The 16,772-nt window shown below is 71.5% G+C and carries 14 protein-coding genes and 1 tRNA gene; 9 read left to right on the top strand and 6 right to left on the bottom strand.

Going from position 1 to position 16,772, the window contains the following annotated elements; translation table 11 throughout:
* Positions 1-81 precede the first annotated feature (81 nt).
* Positions 82-152, top strand: a tRNA-Gly gene (locus B073_RS0114885).
* A 187-nt stretch (positions 153-339) separates the two neighbouring features.
* Entirely contained in the window at positions 340-720 is a 381-nt protein-coding gene (locus tag B073_RS0114890) for an arsenate reductase family protein (RefSeq protein ID WP_018538882.1), read from the top strand.
* Positions 721-838: 118 nt separating this feature from the next.
* Here the strand turns inward: B073_RS0114890 and B073_RS0114895 are convergent, their stop codons facing one another.
* The gene (locus tag B073_RS0114895; protein ID WP_026247383.1) at positions 839-1,033 is read right to left on the bottom strand and encodes a hypothetical protein; all 195 of its coding nucleotides are present in this window, start codon (positions 1,031-1,033) and stop codon (positions 839-841) included.
* A gap of 408 nt (positions 1,034-1,441) precedes the next feature.
* Here B073_RS0114895 and B073_RS0114900 point away from each other — a divergent pair, with 408 nt between their 5' ends.
* Positions 1,442-2,674 carry a cation:proton antiporter gene (locus tag B073_RS0114900; protein ID WP_018538884.1) on the top strand — a complete coding sequence of 411 codons (1,233 nt, stop codon included), beginning with the start codon at positions 1,442-1,444 and terminating at the stop codon, positions 2,672-2,674.
* Here the strand turns inward: B073_RS0114900 and B073_RS0114905 are convergent.
* A complete protein-coding gene (locus B073_RS0114905) occupies positions 2,655-3,800 on the bottom strand; it encodes a PP2C family protein-serine/threonine phosphatase (protein WP_051094012.1) in 1,146 nt (381 codons plus the stop codon). The two genes, B073_RS0114900 and B073_RS0114905, sit on opposite strands and share 20 nt — an antisense overlap.
* 127 nt (positions 3,801-3,927) lie before the next feature.
* On the opposite strand from B073_RS0114905, the gene B073_RS0114910 reads away from it, so the two are divergent.
* Entirely contained in the window at positions 3,928-5,157 is a 1,230-nt protein-coding gene (locus B073_RS0114910; protein ID WP_026247384.1) for a GNAT family N-acetyltransferase, read from the top strand.
* 25 nt (positions 5,158-5,182) lie between these two features.
* On the opposite strand, the gene B073_RS0114915 is transcribed toward B073_RS0114910, so the two are convergent.
* Together B073_RS0114915 and B073_RS0114920 are read right to left on the bottom strand one after the other, a co-directional pair.
* On the bottom strand, positions 5,183-6,004 hold the full coding sequence (locus B073_RS0114915) for an Fpg/Nei family DNA glycosylase (protein ID WP_018538887.1): 822 nt from the start codon (positions 6,002-6,004) through the stop codon (positions 5,183-5,185).
* Positions 6,005-6,148: 144 nt separating this feature from the next.
* Positions 6,149-6,637: a ribose-5-phosphate isomerase gene (locus B073_RS0114920; protein WP_018538888.1), complete on the bottom strand. Its 489-nt coding sequence runs from the start codon at positions 6,635-6,637 to the stop codon at positions 6,149-6,151.
* Between the two features lie 188 nt (positions 6,638-6,825).
* Between B073_RS0114920 and B073_RS0114925 the strand changes: the two genes are divergently transcribed.
* Entirely contained in the window at positions 6,826-8,292 is a 1,467-nt protein-coding gene (locus B073_RS0114925) for an amino acid permease (protein ID WP_018538889.1), read from the top strand.
* 69 nt (positions 8,293-8,361) lie between these two features.
* Here B073_RS0114925 and B073_RS0114930 read toward each other — a convergent pair whose 3' ends face one another.
* Entirely contained in the window at positions 8,362-8,961 is a 600-nt protein-coding gene (locus B073_RS0114930) for a biotin transporter BioY (protein WP_018538890.1), read from the bottom strand.
* 345 nt (positions 8,962-9,306) lie between these two features.
* On the opposite strand from B073_RS0114930, the gene B073_RS0114935 reads away from it, so the two are divergent.
* The 3 genes from B073_RS0114935 to B073_RS0114945 all read left to right on the top strand — a co-directional run bounded on the left by B073_RS0114935 (position 9,307) and on the right by B073_RS0114945 (position 13,240).
* Positions 9,307-10,701, top strand: coding sequence for an amino acid permease (locus B073_RS0114935; protein ID WP_018538891.1), 1,395 nt, complete (start codon positions 9,307-9,309; stop codon positions 10,699-10,701).
* 275 nt (positions 10,702-10,976) lie between these two features.
* Positions 10,977-12,398: an amino acid permease gene (locus tag B073_RS0114940; RefSeq protein WP_018538892.1), complete on the top strand. Its 1,422-nt coding sequence runs from the start codon at positions 10,977-10,979 to the stop codon at positions 12,396-12,398.
* A 200-nt stretch (positions 12,399-12,598) separates the two neighbouring features.
* Positions 12,599-13,240, top strand: a complete 642-nt coding sequence (locus tag B073_RS0114945; protein ID WP_018538893.1) for a superoxide dismutase — start codon at positions 12,599-12,601, stop codon at positions 13,238-13,240.
* A 143-nt stretch (positions 13,241-13,383) separates the two neighbouring features.
* Here B073_RS0114945 and B073_RS0114950 read toward each other — a convergent pair whose 3' ends face one another.
* Complete coding sequence (locus tag B073_RS0114950; protein WP_018538894.1) at positions 13,384-14,028, bottom strand: DsbA family protein; 645 nt, start codon at positions 14,026-14,028, stop codon at positions 13,384-13,386.
* Between the two features lie 114 nt (positions 14,029-14,142).
* Between B073_RS0114950 and pepN the strand changes: the two genes are divergently transcribed.
* Positions 14,143-16,731 (top strand): aminopeptidase N, encoded by a 2,589-nt coding sequence (pepN, locus tag B073_RS0114955; RefSeq protein WP_018538895.1) that lies wholly within the window; start codon positions 14,143-14,145, stop codon positions 16,729-16,731.
* Positions 16,732-16,772: the final 41 nt, after the last annotated feature.

Below are 16,772 nucleotides of genomic sequence, written 5' to 3' on the forward strand. Positions count from 1 at the left end.
GGAGCGCGGGGCAGTGTGCACGGCGGCCCCCTCACCCGCTACGATGCTCTGCGTGCCGGGGTCCCACCGACCGTGGCGCTCGCGGGCGTAGCTCAATGGTAGAGCCCCAGTCTTCCAAACTGGCTACGCGGGTTCGATTCCCGTCGCCCGCTCCGTAACGGCCCGGGGCCGGATCGCAGACTTTCCGCGATCCGGCCCCGGGCCGTTTTTGTCCTGGCTGGCGCAAGGGGCATATCGCCCTGCCGAAGACCGGTGTGGAGCGAGCCGAGCTTGAGGTACTGAAGAGAATTCGCGAGGAGGACTGGCCGCGGAGCACATCAAGCACCCTAGGGTGCTGCCATGGAGATCTGGATCAACCCGGCCTGTTCCAAGTGCCGTTCCGCCGTGCAGCTCCTCGACGCGGAGGGGGCGGAGTACACCGTGCGGCGCTACCTCGAAGAGCCGCCGAGCGCTCAGGAGCTGCGCGAGGTGCTGGCGCGGCTGGCTCTGGAGCCGTGGGACATCACCCGCACCCAGGAGGCCGAGGTGAAGGAACTCGGCCTGAAGGACTGGGGCCGCACGGTGGACGACCGCGAGCGGTGGATCGAGGCGCTGGCGGCGCACCCCCGGCTGATCCAGCGCCCGATCATCACTGCCGACGACGGCTCGGCGCTGGTGGGACGCAGCGAGGAGGCCGTAAGGGACGCGCTGGGGCGGACCGGGGGCGGACGGACCCCCTGAAGCGGCAGGCCGGGAGCCGGCAGCCGAGAACCGGCCCGCGGACCGGCCTGGAAGCGACCGCGAACGTGATCCGGAACGTGAATCAGAAGGCGACCCAGAGCGTGATCTAGAGCATGGCCTAGAACGTGATGTGGTTGATCGTGTTCGCGATCGAGTTCAGGAATCTGTTGATCGACGGCGCCATTCCCGTGGAGGCGAGGAAGAAGCCGAAGAGTATGGCGACGAACGCCGGGCCGGCCTTGATCGCCTTCTGCTTGATCAGTACGACCAGGATGATCCCCAGCATCAGGACAACTGACAGCGATAGAGCCACAACTGATCACACCCTCGGTCGGAACGCCTCACCGGCCCTGGAGCATGCCGCGCACACCCCCGGCACCCATCGTGCCATCAACTCCATGCCCATCGCAGGCGGGTGACGAATCTTCGGCCAACGCTTCGCCCGATTCACGGGGTTGGAGTGGAGTGGGGCGAGTGTGGGGTTGTGGGGTGATCCGATGCGGCCGCGCCACCCCGAACCACCTCTCGCCACTCCGCCCCTCCCCTCCCTGCCCCGGACGGTCGTCGCGGATCAGTACCGCGGGCCGGGCACCGGCATCGTCATGAATCGTTTGGTAATCTAAGTATTGATGATCTCTTGACGCACTCTTGACCAAACCGGCCGGAGCGCTTGACGACCAGGAGGAACGGGCCCATCGGACACGCAGACACCCTGATCGCCATGGGCGGTGCCTTCCTCGCCGCCGCCGTCCTCGCCCGCCTCGGCGGCCGCATCGGACTCCCCACCATCCCGCTGTTCATCCTGGCCGGAATCCTGCTCGGCCCGCACACCCCCGGCATCGTGCTGGTCGCCGACCCGCACGACCTGGAGATGCTCTCCCTCCTCGGCCTGGTGCTGCTGCTCTTCTACCTGGGCCTGGAATTCCATGTGGACGACCTCAAGGCCGGCGGCCGGCGGATGGCGCTGGCCGGCGGCGCGTATCTGACGCTGAACGTCGGCGCCGGCCTCGGCTTCGGCTTCGCGCTCGGCTGGGGCACCTCCGAGGCGCTGGTGCTCGCCGGGGTGCTCGGCATCTCCTCGTCCGCGATCGTGACCAAGGTCCTGGTCGACACCGGGCGACTGGGCAACCCCGAGACCAAGCCGATCCTCGGCATCATCGTCGTCGAGGACATCTTCCTGGCCCTGTACCTGGCCGCGCTGCAGCCGGTGCTCTCCGGGGCGGACTCGCTCGCCTCGGCGGCGCCGGCCGCCGGTAAGGCGTTCGGCTTCCTGCTGCTGCTCGCCGCCGCGGCCCGCTGGGGCACCCGCGTGATCGGCCGGCTGATCGCCACCAAGGACAACGAACTGCTGGTGATCTCCTTCCTGGGCGCCGCCGTCCTGGTCGCCGGGGTCTCCGAGTGGTTCGGCGTCGCGGACGCCATCGGGGCGTTCATGGTGGGACTGATGCTCGGCGGGACGCGGTCCGGGCCGCGGATCCGGAAGCTGGTGCACCCGCTGCGGGACGCGTTCGGGGCGATCTTCTTCTTCGCGTTCGGGCTCTCCATCGACCCCGGCGACCTGCCGAGCGTGGTGTGGCCGGTGCTGATCGCGGTGGCGCTGACGCTGCTGATGAACGTCCTCGCGGGGCTGGCCGCGGCCCGGATCCACGGCTTCGGCCCGGGCCAGGCCGCGAACATCGCCACCGCGCTGCTGGCCCGCGGGGAGTTCGCGCTGATCCTGGCGACGATGGCGGCGGGCGCCGGACTCGACGAGCGGCTGGCGCCGTTCATCGCCGGCTATGTGCTGGTCCTGGCCGTCCTCGGCCCGCTGGCCGCCGGACGCGCCGGGCTGCTGGCCCGGATACTGCCGGGCGGCGGCGCGGGGCAAGTCACGGAGCCGAAAACGGAGTTGGAGTCGGAGTCGGAGTCCACGCCGGAGGCCACACCGGCGCCGGTCAGCCGTCCCGGCAGATGAGCAGCAGCGCCCGGTCGTCGTTGACGTCCTTGGCGACCGCCTCGATCAGATGCCAGGCGGCGCCGGCGAAGCCGCTGTGCACATAGCGCTCGGCCTCGCCGGTCAGCCGGTCCATGCCCTCGGCGATGTCGCGGTCGGCGGCCTCCACCAGGCCGTCGGTGAACAGCATCAGCACGTCGCCGGGGCGCAGCGTCCCCTTGACCGGGTCGAACTGGGCGCCGTCGTAGACCCCGAGCAGCGGGCCCTCCCCGGCCTTCTCCTCCCAGCGGCCGGTGCCCGCGCTGAGCTGGAGGCCGGGCAGATGGCCCGCGGAGAACAGTTCGTAGTCGCCGGACTCCAGGTCCAGGACGAGGTGGACGGAGGTGGCGAAGCCCTCGTCCCAGTCCTGGCGGAGCAGATAGCCGTTGGCGGCGGGCAGGAAGCCGTGCGGCGGCAGGGAGCCCAGCAGGCCGCCGAAGGCGCCGGAGAGCAGCAGCGCGCGGGACCCCGCGTCCATGCCCTTGCCGGAGACGTCGGTGAGCACGACCTCCAGGATGTTGCCGCCCTGGGTGCGGGAGGCCACCACGAAGTCGCCGGAGAAGGACTGGCCGCCGGCCGGCCGGAGCGCCATCTCGTGGTGCCAGCCCTTGGGGAGCTTGGGCAGCGTGCTCTGTACCCGGATTCGTTCCCGCAGGTCGAAGAGCATGGTGCCGCCGCGCCGCCAGGGCACCCCGACCCGGCTGCGGAACTGCGCCACCAGCAGCCCGGAGAGCCCGACCGCGGCGACCACCAGGACCGTGCCCGGGGTGATCCGGTCGCGCCCCTCGTCGTACGGGCCGAACAGCGCCGCCTCGACGATCAGTGCGGCGGCCGAAGCGGCGTACAGGACGAGGAGGTTGGCCGGCCGCAGCAGCAGCCCGCCGGCGATGACCGGGAGGACCAGCGCGGTCGGCGCGATCCACTCCGGGTGCCAGAGGGTGCCGAGGGCGATGGCCGGGACGGCCGCGAGCAGGGCGGCCAGCGCGAGCCAGTCGGAGCCGTCGCCGCGGAAGTAGTCGACGCCGGCCTTGCGCATGCCGATGCGGGCCCGGTGCAGCCGTTTGTGCATCCGGGCCCTCAGGCTTTCCGCTCCCGCGCCGCGTGTCATTTCCCTGGGACCTTATCCACCCGTTCGGCGGCGCGTCGATTCGCCGCACGTCACTCCGGGGAATTGCCGGGAATTCGCGTTCGAAATGCGGTCGCGCGGCCGGAGAGCCGGCTGCTAGGGATGGCTCATGACGACAGAGTTGCGGCCGTTGCGCGAGAGCGAATGGGATGCCTGGTACGACAAGCTGGACTTGGCGTTCGGCGGGGTGCCGGACGGGCCGGAGAGGCGCGCGTGGTGGCATGAGATCACCGAGGTCGGGCGGGCCTTCGCGGTGTGGGACGGCGACGGGATCGTCGGTACCGGCGGATCCTTCTCGTTCGGACTAACCGTGCCGGGCGGCGCCGAACTCCCCGTGGCCGGCGTCACGTTGGTCAGCGTGCAGCCGACCCACCGGCGGCGCGGGGTGCTGCGCTCGATGATGCGGCACCAGCTGGCGGACGTGCACGAGCGTGGGGAGTCGCTGGCGGTGCTGACCGCCACGGAGCCGGCGATCTACGGGCGGTTCGGGTACGGCCCGGCCACCCAGGAGCTGCGGATGACCGTGGACACCGTACGGCTGGCCGCCCCTCAGCTGCCGGGTGTGGACGGCGTCCGGCTGCGGCTGGTGGACCCGGCGGCGTCGGTGGCGGAGTGCGAGCGGGTCTACGGGCAACTGGTGCCGGCCCGGCCCGGGATGCTGGCGCGCCGCCCGCACTGGGAGCGGCAGGGCGTGCTCGACCCGGAGGACGAGCGGCACGGGGCCGGCCGGCTCCAGTGCGTGCTGGCCGAGGTGGACGGCGAGGTGCGGGGCTACGCCCGGTACGCCGTCAAGCCCGACTGGAACGGTGCCGGGCCGCGCGGGGCGGTGCTGGTGCGCCAGCTCGACGCGCTGGACCCGGTGGCCTACGCGGCGCTGTGGCGCTATCTGTTCGGGATCGATCTGACGGAGTCACTGGTGCTGCGCGGCCGGCCGGTGGACGACCCGCTGCTGCACCTGGTGGCCGACCACCGGCGCTGTGACATCGACGTGCGGGAGTCGCTGTTCGTCCGGCCGGTGGACGTCGGGGCGGCGCTGGCGGCCCGGACGTACCAGGCGCCGGTGGACGTGGTGCTGGAGGTCGCCGACGACTTCTGCCCATGGAACGCCGGGCGCTGGCGGCTCTCCGGCGACGCGACGGGCGCGGTCTGCGAGCGGACCACCGATCCGGACGAACTCGCGCTGTCCGTACGGGAGTTGGGATCGGCCTATCTGGGCGGGTTCACGCTGTCGGCGCTGGCCGGGGCCGGGCGGGTGCGGGAGCTGCGGCCGGGGGCGCTGGCGGCGGCGTCGGTGGCGTTCGGGTCGGACGTGGCGCCGTGGCTGCCGCACGGCTTCTGAGCGTCGCCGGCGCCGGCCGTGGCCCTCAGAGGCGGGCGGCGGGCGGCTGGCAGCGGGGGCACCAGAAGAGGTTGCGGGCGGCGAGGTCGGCGGTGCGGATCTCGCTGCCGCAGAGGTGGCAGGGGGCGCCGGTGCGCCGGTAGACGTAGACCTCGCCGCCGTGGTCGTCGACCCGGGGCGGGCGGCCCATGGCCTCCGGGGTGTGTTCGGGGCGGACGGTGTCGATCCGGTTGTTCCGCACGCCCTCCCGCATCAGGGCGACGAGGTCGGCCCAGACCGCGTCCCACTGGTCCCGGCCGAGGGCGCGGCCGGGGAGGTAGGGGTCGATGCCGTGCCGGAAGAGGACCTCGGCGCGGTAGACGTTGCCGACGCCGGCGATCACCTTCTGGTCGAGCAGCAGCGCCGCGATGGTGGTGCGGCTGCGGGCGATCCGCCGCCAGGCCCGTTCGCCGTCGTCCTGCGGCCGCAGCGGGTCGGGGCCCAGCCGGTCGTGTATCGCCTGCTTCTCGGCGTCGGTGAGCAGCGCGCAGGCGGTGGGGCCGCGCAGGTCGGCGTGGTGGCCGGCGCCGACCAGCCGCAGCCGGACGGTGTCGGCGGGCGGCGGGGGCGGGGCGGTGCCGAAGCCGAGTTTGCCGAAGAGGCCGAGGTGGACGTGGACCCAGCGGTCGGGGCCGAAGCCGAGGAAGAGGTGTTTGCCGTGGGCCTCGGCGGTGTCCATGACCTGGCCGTCGATGAGGGCGGCGCCGGCGGCGAACCTGCCTTGTGGGCTGGTCGCCCGGATCGCGACGCCCTCGAAGCGCTCCCGGTGGTCCAGCGCGAGGCGGTGGATGGTGTGCCCCTCGGGCATCGGGTCGTGTCCTCCGGCGGTTCGTTCTGCTGGTGCGGCCCGGGGGCCGGTTCGTGCCCACCCTCCCCCAAGCTCTTGACGAGCAGGGGGGACCCCATCGCCCTGGGGGAGGAAGGCGGCCCACAAACCGGCGGGCGGCGGCGGTCAGCCGTGCTGCGGGTGGTGGGCCGGGATCGGGGGGAGTTCGCCGGTGGTCTCGTAGCGGGAGAGCATCTCGATGCGGCGGGTGTGCCGCTCCTCGCCGGAGTACGGGGTGGTGAGGAAGACCTCGACGAAGCGGGTGGCCTCGTCCTCGGTGTGCATCCGGCCGCCGACGGAGATCACGTTGGCGTTGTTGTGCTCGCGGCCGAGCTTGGCGGTCTCCTCGCTCCAGGCCAGCGCGGCGCGGACGCCCTTGACCTTGTTGGCGGCGATCTGCTCGCCGTTGCCGGAGCCGCCGATCACGATGCCCAGGCTCTCCGGGTCGCCGGCGGTCCGCTCCGCGGCGCGCAGGCAGAACGGCGGGTAGTCGTCCTGGGCGTCGTAGATGTGGGGGCCGCAGTCGACGGGCTCGTGGCCGTTGTCCTTGAGCCAGTCCACGAGGTGGTTCTTGAGGTCGAAGCCGGCATGATCGGAGCCGATGTACACGCGCATGGCATGAGTGTGGCATGCCGTTCTCGGGGTAGACGCCACCGGGGCGTGGCCCGTCCGCTCGCCGCGGCCCCGGCACTTCAGGCAACTCGCCAGTAACGACAACGATCCGGATTCGGCTCTTCCAAACGGTCGTTAACAACGTTCTAATGCCTGGGTTCGACACCGAGAACCACCGAAGGACGGTGCACATGGGCGCGCACCCGCCTACTTCCCCCGCGGTCCCCACCGCCGGTCAACCCGGCAACGGCTCCGCGAACCGGTCGCCTGACGGGCTCCAGGCCGGTCTCAAGAACCGCCATCTGTCCATGATCGCCATTGGCGGGGTGATCGGCGCCGGCCTGTTCGTCGGATCCGGAGCCGGCATCAACGCCGCCGGCCCGGGCATCCTCCTCTCGTACGCGCTGACCGGCCTGCTGGTCGTGCTGGTGATGCGGATGCTGGGCGAGATGGCCGCGGCCTCCCCCACCTCCGGATCGTTCTCCGCCTACGCGGACCGGGCGCTGGGCCGCTGGGCCGGCTTCACCATCGGCTGGCTGTACTGGTTCTTCTGGTCGGTGGTGCTGGCGGTCGAGGCGACCGCCGCGGCGTCGATCCTGACCGGCTGGATACCGGCGGTGCCCCAGTGGGCCTGGGCACTGCTGGTGATGATCGTGCTGACCGGCACCAACCTGGTGTCGGTGGCCTCGTTCGGCGAGTTCGAGTTCTGGTTCGCCGGGATCAAGGTCGTGGCGATCGTGATCTTCATCGTGGTCGGGGCGCTGGCGATCTTCGGGCTGCCGCCGGGGCACCACGCGGTGGGCACCGCGAACCTGCTGGGACACGGCGGGTTCCTGCCGAAGGGACCGGGGGCGATCCTCTCCGGGATGCTGCTGGTGGTCTTCTCGTTCATGGGCAGCGAGATCGTCACGCTGGCGGCGAGCGAGTCGCCGAACCCGGTGGTGGCCGTCCGCAAGGCCGTCAACAGCGTGATCTGGCGGATCGCGCTGTTCTACATCGGGTCGATCGCGGTGATCGTGACGCTGCTGCCGTGGGACAGCGAGGCCGTGACCAAGAGCCCGTACGTGGCGGTGCTGGAGTCGCTGAAGATTCCGTACGCGGGCACGGTGATGGACGTGGTCGTGCTGACCGCGGTGCTGTCCTGTCTGAACTCCGGGCTCTACACGGCGTCCCGGATGGCGTTCTCGCTCGGTGAGCGCGGCGACGCGCCGAAGTCGTTCGCGACGGTCAACAAGGGCGGTGTCCCGGCGGTGGCGATCTGGGCGTCGGTGGCCTTCGGCTTCATCGCGACGATCTTCAGCTACACCTCGAAGGACACCATCTTCCAGTTCCTGCTGAACTCCTCGGGCGCGGTGGCACTCTTCGTCTGGCTGGTGATCTGCGTCTCGCAGCTGCGGATGCGCCGGACCATCGAGCGGGAGGCGCCGGAGCGGCTGACGGTGCGGATGTGGCTGTACCCGTGGCTGACCTACGCCACCATCGCGCTGATCGTCTTCGTCGTGGGCTACATGTTCTACGACAAGAACGGCCGGGAGCAGATGGTGCTGTCGGTGGTGGCGGCCGTGGTGGTGCTGGTGGCCGGGCTGGTCCTGCAGAAGCGGCGCCCGCGGGAGGCGGCGGAGCCGGTGTCGGTCGTGAAGGCGCCGGAGCAGGCGTAACCGCCCCGGACGGCGAACGGGGCCCGCACCCTCGGTGGGTGCGGGCCCCGTCGGCATCGGTGCGGTGCGTCAGCCGCGGCGCCCGGCCAGCTTCCAGGCGGTGGGCAGCGCGCCCGTAGCCAGGGCGATCTTGAGGGCGTCGCCGATCAGGAACGGCACCATGCCGACGGCGACGGCCTGGCCGAAGGACATCCCCGTGCTGAGCGCGAGGTAGGGGACGCCGACGGCGTAGATCACGGCGTTGCCGGCGGCCATCGTGGCGACGGTGCGCAGCGCCCCGCGGTCGCCGCCGCGGCGGGCCAGCGCGCCCACCGCGGTGGCGGCGAGCAGCATGCCGAGGACGTAGCCGAAGGTGGCGCCGCCGGCACCCGAGGCGCCGCCCGCGAACCACGGCACGCCGGCGATGCCCGCCACGGCGTAGAGCGCCAGCGACAGCAGGCCGCGGCGGGCGCCGAGCGAGGCGCCCACCAGGAGGGCGGCGAAGGTCTGGCCGGTGACCGGGACCGGGGAGCCGGGGACCGGAACCGCGATCTGGGCCGCCAGGCCGGTGATCACGGCGCCGCCGGCGACCAGCGCGGCGTCGCGGACGCGGGCGCGGGTGGCGGTGGCGGCCGGCAGCAGGTCGGCGAGGACGGCTCCGGGCCGGAGGGCGGGGGCGGCTGTGCTCATCAGGGGACTCCGCGGGTGTGAGGGGACCGTCCGGGGCGGACCGGTCCGGCGGGACGTGATGACGTTAGTTCAGACAGGCGGCGGCGATCACGGGCGGGCGGTGACAAAGCCGTACCGGCCCGCTTGGGGAGTTCCGGACAACCGCCAGAATGCCGGAGCCCACCGGGGCAGGGGGCGTCTTCGCAGGTCGCGTGATGCTCGTCACGGGCGGGGCGGCGGTGCGGGGCCGGTTTTGTGGTAGCCGGGCCCGGCCGGGGACACTGGGACGGCTCCGCGGCCACCTGTGGAGTTCCCCCGAACCGGGCGGCGATCCCGCCCTTGCGCCCCTTGCGAGAGTACGAGCCGATGCACGACGCACTGCCGCCCGTGGCCGAGACGGCCGAGAAAGAGCCGCTGTCCGCGGGGCTCAAGCAGCGCCATCTGACGATGCTGGGGCTGGGCGGGGTCATCGGGGCGGGGCTGTTCGTGGGCTCCGGCGCGGGCATCGCGGTGGCCGGGCCGGGGATCGTGCTGTCCTATCTGATCGCCGGGGCGCTGGCGATGCTGATCATGCGGATGCTCGGGGAGATGTCGGCGGCGATGCCGGCGTCGGGGGCGTTCTCGGTGCACGCGGAGCGGGCGCTGGGGCGCTGGGCCGGGTTCAGCGTGGGGTGGCTGTACTGGTTCCTGCTGGTGGTGGTGCTGGCGGTGGAGGCCACCGGGGCGGCGCAGATCGCGCACGGCTGGGTGCCGGCGGTGCCGCAGTGGGGCTGGGTGCTGGTCTTCATGGTCGTCTTCACCACCGCCAATCTGGCCGCGGTGAAGAACTTCGGCGAGTTCGAGTTCTGGTTCGCGGCGCTGAAGGTCACCGCGATCGTGCTGTTCCTGGCGCTGAGCCTGCTGGCGGTCTTCGGCGTGCTGCCGGACACCGAACCGGTCGGCCTGGCCAACCTCACCGGGCAGGGCGGCTTCCTGCCGCACGGCTGGTCCGGGGTGGTCTCCGGGGTGCTGGCCGTGGTGTTCGCCTTCGGCGGTCTGGAGGTCGTCACCATCGCGGCGGCCGAGTCGGACGATCCGGCGCGGGCGGTGGGCCGGGCGGTGCGCAGCGCGGTGTGGCGGATCCTCTTCTTCTACGTGGGCTCGATGCTGGTGATCGTCACCGTGCTGCCCTGGTCGTCGATGCGGCCGGGGAAGAGCCCGTACGTCATGGTGCTGGACCACATCGGGGTGCCGGGCGCCGGGCAGATCATGAACATCGTGGTGTTCGTGGCGCTGCTGTCGGCGCTGAACGCCAATCTCTACGGCGCGTCGCGGATGGTGTTCTCGCTGGCCGAGCGCGGGGAGGCGCCGCGCGGGCTGCTGAAGGTGTCCGGCGGAGGGGTGCCGCGCCGGGCGGTGCTGGCCTCCGTCGCGTTCGGCTTCGTCTCGGTGCTGCTGAATCTGAAGTGGCCGGATTCGGTCTTCCTGTACTTGCTCAACTCGGTCGGTGCGGTGCTGCTGTTCGTCTGGGGGCTGATCGCCGTCTCCCAGCTGCGGCTGCGGCCCCGGATCGAGCGGGCGGCGCCGGAGCGGCTGGTGCTGCGGATGTGGGCGTTCCCCTATCTGACGTGGCTGGCGCTGGCGGCGATGGGCGCGGTGATCGTGCTGATGCTGACCGACGACACGGCCCGGCCGCAGCTGCTGTGGTCGGCCGGGGCGACCGCGGCGGTGCTGGTGGTGGCGGGTGCGCGGGAGCTGCGGGCGCGCCGGGCGCGGCGCTGAAGGGCCGCCGCCGGCCGGGCAGCCGGGGCGGTTCCGGGCCGTCCCGGCGCCCTTGAGACCGACGTCACATTTGTCGCATTCGACGATGCATCAGGCACGTTCGGTCACGATCGCGTCTGAATACCGAACAATCGCTGCACGACTGTTGCCCTGAGCGGACAGCCACGCTCAGACTGAGCCAGCTTTGCCGAGGACCCCGGAAATGAGCCGTCCGCGGCCCCGGGAGAACGCAGTATCGCCCCCGCCCGCATCTCACTTACTGGGACAGGTACGACATGAATCGGACACCCTCGTCCGCCGGGTCCGCCGAGGCGCGGTCCGCCGAGGCCCCGGGCACCGGCCAGGACGGCGGCGCGCTGTCGCACGGCCTCAAGCAGCGCCACCTCTCGATGATCGCCCTCGGCGGCGTGATCGGCGCGGGGCTGTTCGTCGGCTCGCGCGAGGGCATCGCGGCGGCCGGCCCGTCGATCGTGCTGGCGTACGCGGTCTCCGGCGCGCTGGTCATGCTGGTCATGCGGATGCTCGGCGAGATGTCCGCGGCCCGGCCGGCCTCCGGCTCCTTCTCCGTGCACGCCGAGCGCTCCATAGGCCCCTGGGCCGGCTTCACCGTGGGCTGGATGTTCACCGCGCTGCTGTGCGTGGCGGTGGCGGTCGAGGCGCTGGGCGCCGCGGACGTGCTGCACCAGTGGTTCCCGGCCACCCAGCCGTGGATGTGGGTACTGCTGATCATGGTGGTCTTCACCGCCACCAACCTCACCGCGGTCGGCAACTTCGGCGAGTTCGAGTTCTGGTTCGCCGCCCTGAAGGTCGCCGCGATCGTCCTCTTCCTGGTCCTGGGCGTGCTGGCCATCTTCGGCCTGCTGCCCGGCACTTCGGCGCCCGGCGCCAGTCATCTGACCGGCGACGGCGGCTTCCTGCCCAAGGGCGTCGACGGCCTGATGGTCGGTCTGCTGGCGTCGGTGTTCGCGTACGGCGGTCTGGAGACGGTGACCATCGCGGCCGCCGAGTCCAAGGACCCGGCCCGCGGGGTGGCCCGCGCGGTGCGCACCGCGATGTGGCGGATCGCCCTGTTCTACGTCGGCTCGATGGCGGTCATCGTCACCGTCATCCCCTGGAGCGCGCCGTCCATCGCCAAGAGCGGCCCGTACGTGGCGGTGCTGGACTACCTCAAGATCCCGGCGGCCGGCCAGATCATGAACGTGGTCATCCTGGTCGCGCTGCTCTCGGCGGTGAACGCCAACATCTACGGCTCCTCGCGGATGGCCTACTCGCTGATCGCCCGCGGCCAGGGCCCGGCCTTCTTCGGGAAGGTGAACGGCGGGGTGCCGCGGCGCACGGTGCTGCTGTGCGCCACGTTCGGCTTCGTCGCGGTGGTGCTGAGCTTCGTGTGGCCGACCACGGTCTTCCAGTGGCTGCTGAACATGGTCGGCGCCGCCGTCCTGGTGGTCTGGGGCTTCATCGCCGTCGCCCAACTGCGCACCCGGCGGGAGCTGGAGCGCGAGGCGCCCGAGCAGCTGATCGTGAAGATGTGGGCGTTCCCCTACCTCACCTGGGTGGCGCTGGCCGGGGTCGTCGCGGTGCTGGTGCTGATGCTGCGCGACGACAGCCAGCGGATCCAGCTGTTGTTCACCGCCGGCTTCGGTGTGGTGCTGACCGTCGTCGGGCTCGTCCGGCAGCGGGCGCTGAGCAGGCAGTAGGGCCGCACCCGGGCCGGCGACGGCCCCTCGTTCCCCAGGCGGGGCGGGACCTCCATCGGAGGTCCCGCCCCGCCTTACGTCTTTGGGACCAGGTCGCCCGCCACCCCGGGTCGATGATCCATCCTGCTGATAGCGTGCTCTTGCACATTGATTGCAACTACGTAACTACGGCGATATCGCAGCTTGGAGGCGGGGTCGGCATGGCGACCTACACACTTCCGGAACTCCCGTACGACTACTCGGCGCTGGCGCCCGTCATCAGCCCGGAAATCATCGAGCTGCACCACGACAAGCACCACGCGGCCTATGTGAAGGGCGCCAACGACACCCTTGAGCAGCTCGCCGAGGCGCGTGACAAGGACCAGTGGGGCAGCATCAACGGCCTGGAGAAGAACCTCGCGTTCCACCTCTCCGGCCACATCCTGCACAGCATCTACTGGCACAACATGACCGGCGACGGCGGCGGCGAGCCGCTGGAGAAGGACGGCGTGGGCGAGCTCGCCGACGCCCTCGCCGAGAGCTTCGGCTCCTTCGCCAAGTTCAAGGCCCAGCTGACCAAGGCGTCCGCCACCACGCAGGGCTCCGGCTGGGGCGTCCTGGCCTACGAGCCGGTGACCGGCCGCCTCATCGTCGAGCAGATCTACGACCACCAGGGCAACGTCGGCCAGGGCTCGGTCCCGATCCTGGTCTTCGACGCCTGGGAGCACGCCTTCTACCTGCAGTACAAGAACCAGAAGGTGGACTTCATCGAGGCGATGTGGCAGGTCGTCAACTGGCAGGACGTGGCCAAGCGCTACACGGCCGCCAAGGAGCGCGCCAACAACCTGCTGCTGGCGCCGTGAGGCCCTAGCAGTCCGATGCGTCCTGCCTCGTGATCGTCTTCTCACCTTTCACCTGGCAGGCGGATAACGGCGGGCCCCCGCGAGGACGTGACTCGCGGGGGCGCCGCTGTGTTCGCCGCCCTCCGGTGGGCGCGGACGGGACGTCAGTCGAACTGCGGCGGTGCCGTCCGTGTCCGCTTGAGCTCGAAGAAGCCGGGGATGGAGGCGACGGCCAGCGTGCCGTCCCAGAGCTTGGCGGCCTGGTCACCCTTGGGAGCCGGGGTCACGACGGGTCCGAAGAACGCGATCTGGTCGCCGTCCGAACCGGGCACCGCGATCACCGGCGTGCCGACCTCCTGGCCGACCAGGTCGATGCCCGTCTTGTGCGAGGCGCGCAGCTCGGCGTCGTAGGTGTCCTTGTCGGCGTACTCGATCAGGTCGGCGGGCAGGCCGGCGTCGGCGAGGGCGCCCGCTATGGCCTCCCGGGTGACGCCCTCGCCGGCGTTGTGGATGCGGTTGCCGAGCGCGGTGTAGAGCCTGCCGACGACCTCGTCGCCGTGCAGCTGCTGGGCGGCGGTCACCACGCGGACCGGGCCCCACGCCTTGCCGCCCGGGCGCATGTTCTCCGCGTACTCCGGGGGCAGCTCGTCGAGTTTGTTCTCGTTGAGCACGGCCAGGCTCATCACATGCCAGCGCACCTGGACCGGGCGGACCTTCTCCACCTCCAGCATCCAGCGGGAGGTCAGCCACGCCCAGGGGCACAGCGGGTCGAACCAGAAGTCGGCTGGGACTTTGGCGGTCTCGGACACGAGGTCTCCTCTTGAGAGCTTCGGCGGCGTTGTTCCGTACACGCTTCAACCGACGGCATGCGTGCCATGATTCCCCGTGTTCGATATCCGAGACGAGGGTGAGGGAGGCACACCGTGCCAGGTGAGAATCTGTCCCGGGAAGAGGCACGTGAGCGGGGCCGGCTGCTGACGGTCGACGGTTACGACGTGGCGCTGGACGTCCGCTCAGCGGTCGCCCGGGGCCCCGAGGCGGCCACCTTCCGCTCCCGGACGACGATCCGCTTCCGCTGCGCCGAACCCGGCGCGACCAGCTTCGCGGACCTCCTGGCCCCCTCGGTCTCCTCGGTGACCCTCAACGGCCGGGAGCTGGAGGTGGCCGAGGTCTTCGACGGCACCCGGATCGCCCTGGCCAGCCTGGCCGCCGAGAACACCCTCGTCGTCGACGCGCAGTGCGCCTACAGCCGCACCGGCGAGGGCCTGCACCGCTTCGTCGACCCCGAGGACGGCGAGGTCTACCTCTACACCCAGTACGAACCCGCCGACTCCCGCCGGGTCTTCGCCAACTTCGAACAGCCCGATCTGAAGGCCCCGTTCACCTTCGAGGTGACCGCGCCGGACGGCTGGCTGGTGCTGAGCAACGGCGCCCAGGAGGGCCCCGTCGAGGGAAGCACGCGCCGGTTCGCGACCACCAAGCCGATCTCCACGTACATCACCGCGGTGGTCGCCGGGCCGTACCACTACGTGACCGACAGCTACCGCCGCACCTTCGAGGACGGCACCGAGCTGGAGGTCCCGCTCGGGGCGCTCTGCCGCAAGGGGCTGGCCCGGCACTTCGACGCGGACGACGTCTTCACCGTCACCAAGCAGGGCCTGGACTTCTTCCACGACCACTTCGACTTCCCGTACCCGTTCGGCAAGTACGACCAGGCGTTCGTGCCGGAGTACAACCTCGGCGCGATGGAGAACCCCGGCTGCGTCACCTTCCGCGAGGAGTTCATCTTCCGCGGCAAGGTCACCGAGGCGTCCTACGAGCGCCGGGCCAACGTCATCCTGCACGAGATGGCGCACATGTGGTTCGGCGACCTGGTCACCATGCACTGGTGGGACGACCTGTGGCTGAAGGAGTCCTACGCGGACTTCATGGGCAGCTTCGCGCAGGTGGGCGCGACCCGCTTCACCGACGGCTGGATCACCTTCGCCAACCGCCGCAAGTCCTGGGCGTACCGGGCCGACCAGCTGCCCTCCACCCACCCGGTCACCGCCGACATCCGCGACCTGGAGGACGCCAAGCTCAACTTCGACGGCATCACCTACGCCAAGGGCGCCAGCGTCCTGAAGCAGCTGGTGGCGTACGTCGGCCAGGACGCGTTCCTGGAGGGCGCCCGGCGCTACTTCAAGCGGCACGCCTACGGCAACACCCGGCTCGCGGACCTGCTGTCGGTGCTGGAGGAGACCTCCGGCCGGGACCTGGCCACCTGGTCCCGCGCCTGGCTGGAGACGGCCGGCCTCAACTCCCTGACGCCGCAGGTCACTTACGACGCCGAGGGCCGGATCACCGAGCTGAGCATCCTCCAGGAGGCGTCCGAGAGCCACCCGGAGCTGCGCCCGCACCGGGTCGCGGTGGGCCTGTACCGCCGCCTGGACGCGGACTCGGCGCTGGTGCGCTACGCCCGCGCCGAGGTGGACGTGGCCGGGCCGCGGACGGCGGTGCCGGAGCTGGCCGGGGCCGAGCGGCCGGAGCTGATCCTGGTCAACGACGAGGACCTGACGTACTGCAAGACCCGCTTCGACGAGGGGTCGCTGGCCACCCTGCGGGCCCGGCTCGGCGATCTGGCCGACCCGCTGGCGCGGGCGCTGTGCTGGGCGGCGGTGTGGGGGCTGACCCGGGACGGGCTGATGCCGGCCCGCGACTTCCTGGCGCTGGTGCGGCGGTTCGCCGGCGCGGAGACCGTCGTCGGGGTGCTGCAGTCGGTGCTCGGCCAGGCAGAGGCGGCGTTGGAGCACTATGTCGCGCCGGAGTACCGCGAGCGGGCCGCCCGGGAGCTGTCCGAGGGCGCGCTGCGCGAGCTGCGGCTGGCCGAGCCGGGCAGCGGCCACCAGCTCAGCTGGGCCCGGCACTTCGCCGCGGTGGCCACCACCCCGGCCGACCTCCAGCTCCTGCGCGGGCTGCTGGACGGCACCGCCAAGATCGACGGGCTGGACGTGGACCAGGAGCTGCGCTGGGCGTTCCTGCTGCCGCTGGCCGCGCACGGGACCGCCGACGAGGCCGCGATCGCCGCCGAACTGGCCCGCGACGACACCGCCTCCGGCAAGCGGCATCAGGTGCGCTGCCTGGCCGCCCGCCCCTCGGCCGAGGTCAAGGCGGCCGCCTGGGCGGACGTGATGGAGTCCGACACTCTCTCCAACGCCCTGGTGGAGGCGACCCTCAGCGGCTTCGCCCAGCCCTCGCAGCGGGAGTTGCTGGCGCCGTACGCGCCGCGCTACTTCAGCGCGATCGAGCGGATCTGGCGGGAACGGTCCATCGAGATCGGGATGTCGGTGGTGCGCGGGCTGTTCCCGTCCTGGCAGGTGGACGCGGCCACGCTGGCGGCCGCGGACGGCTGGCTGGCGGAGCACCCGGAGGCGGCGCCCGCACTGCGCCGGCTGGTGCTGGAGGAGCGGGACGACCTGGCCCGGGCGCTGCGCGCACAGGCTTGTGACGAGGCGGCCGGCCCCAGGCCGTAACCCCGCCCCCGACCTGCCATCATCGGCCGTCGAACGCCCGT

Source organism: Streptomyces sp. MspMP-M5 (assembly GCF_000373585.1).
Classification (GTDB): Bacteria; Actinomycetota; Actinomycetes; order Streptomycetales; family Streptomycetaceae; genus Streptomyces.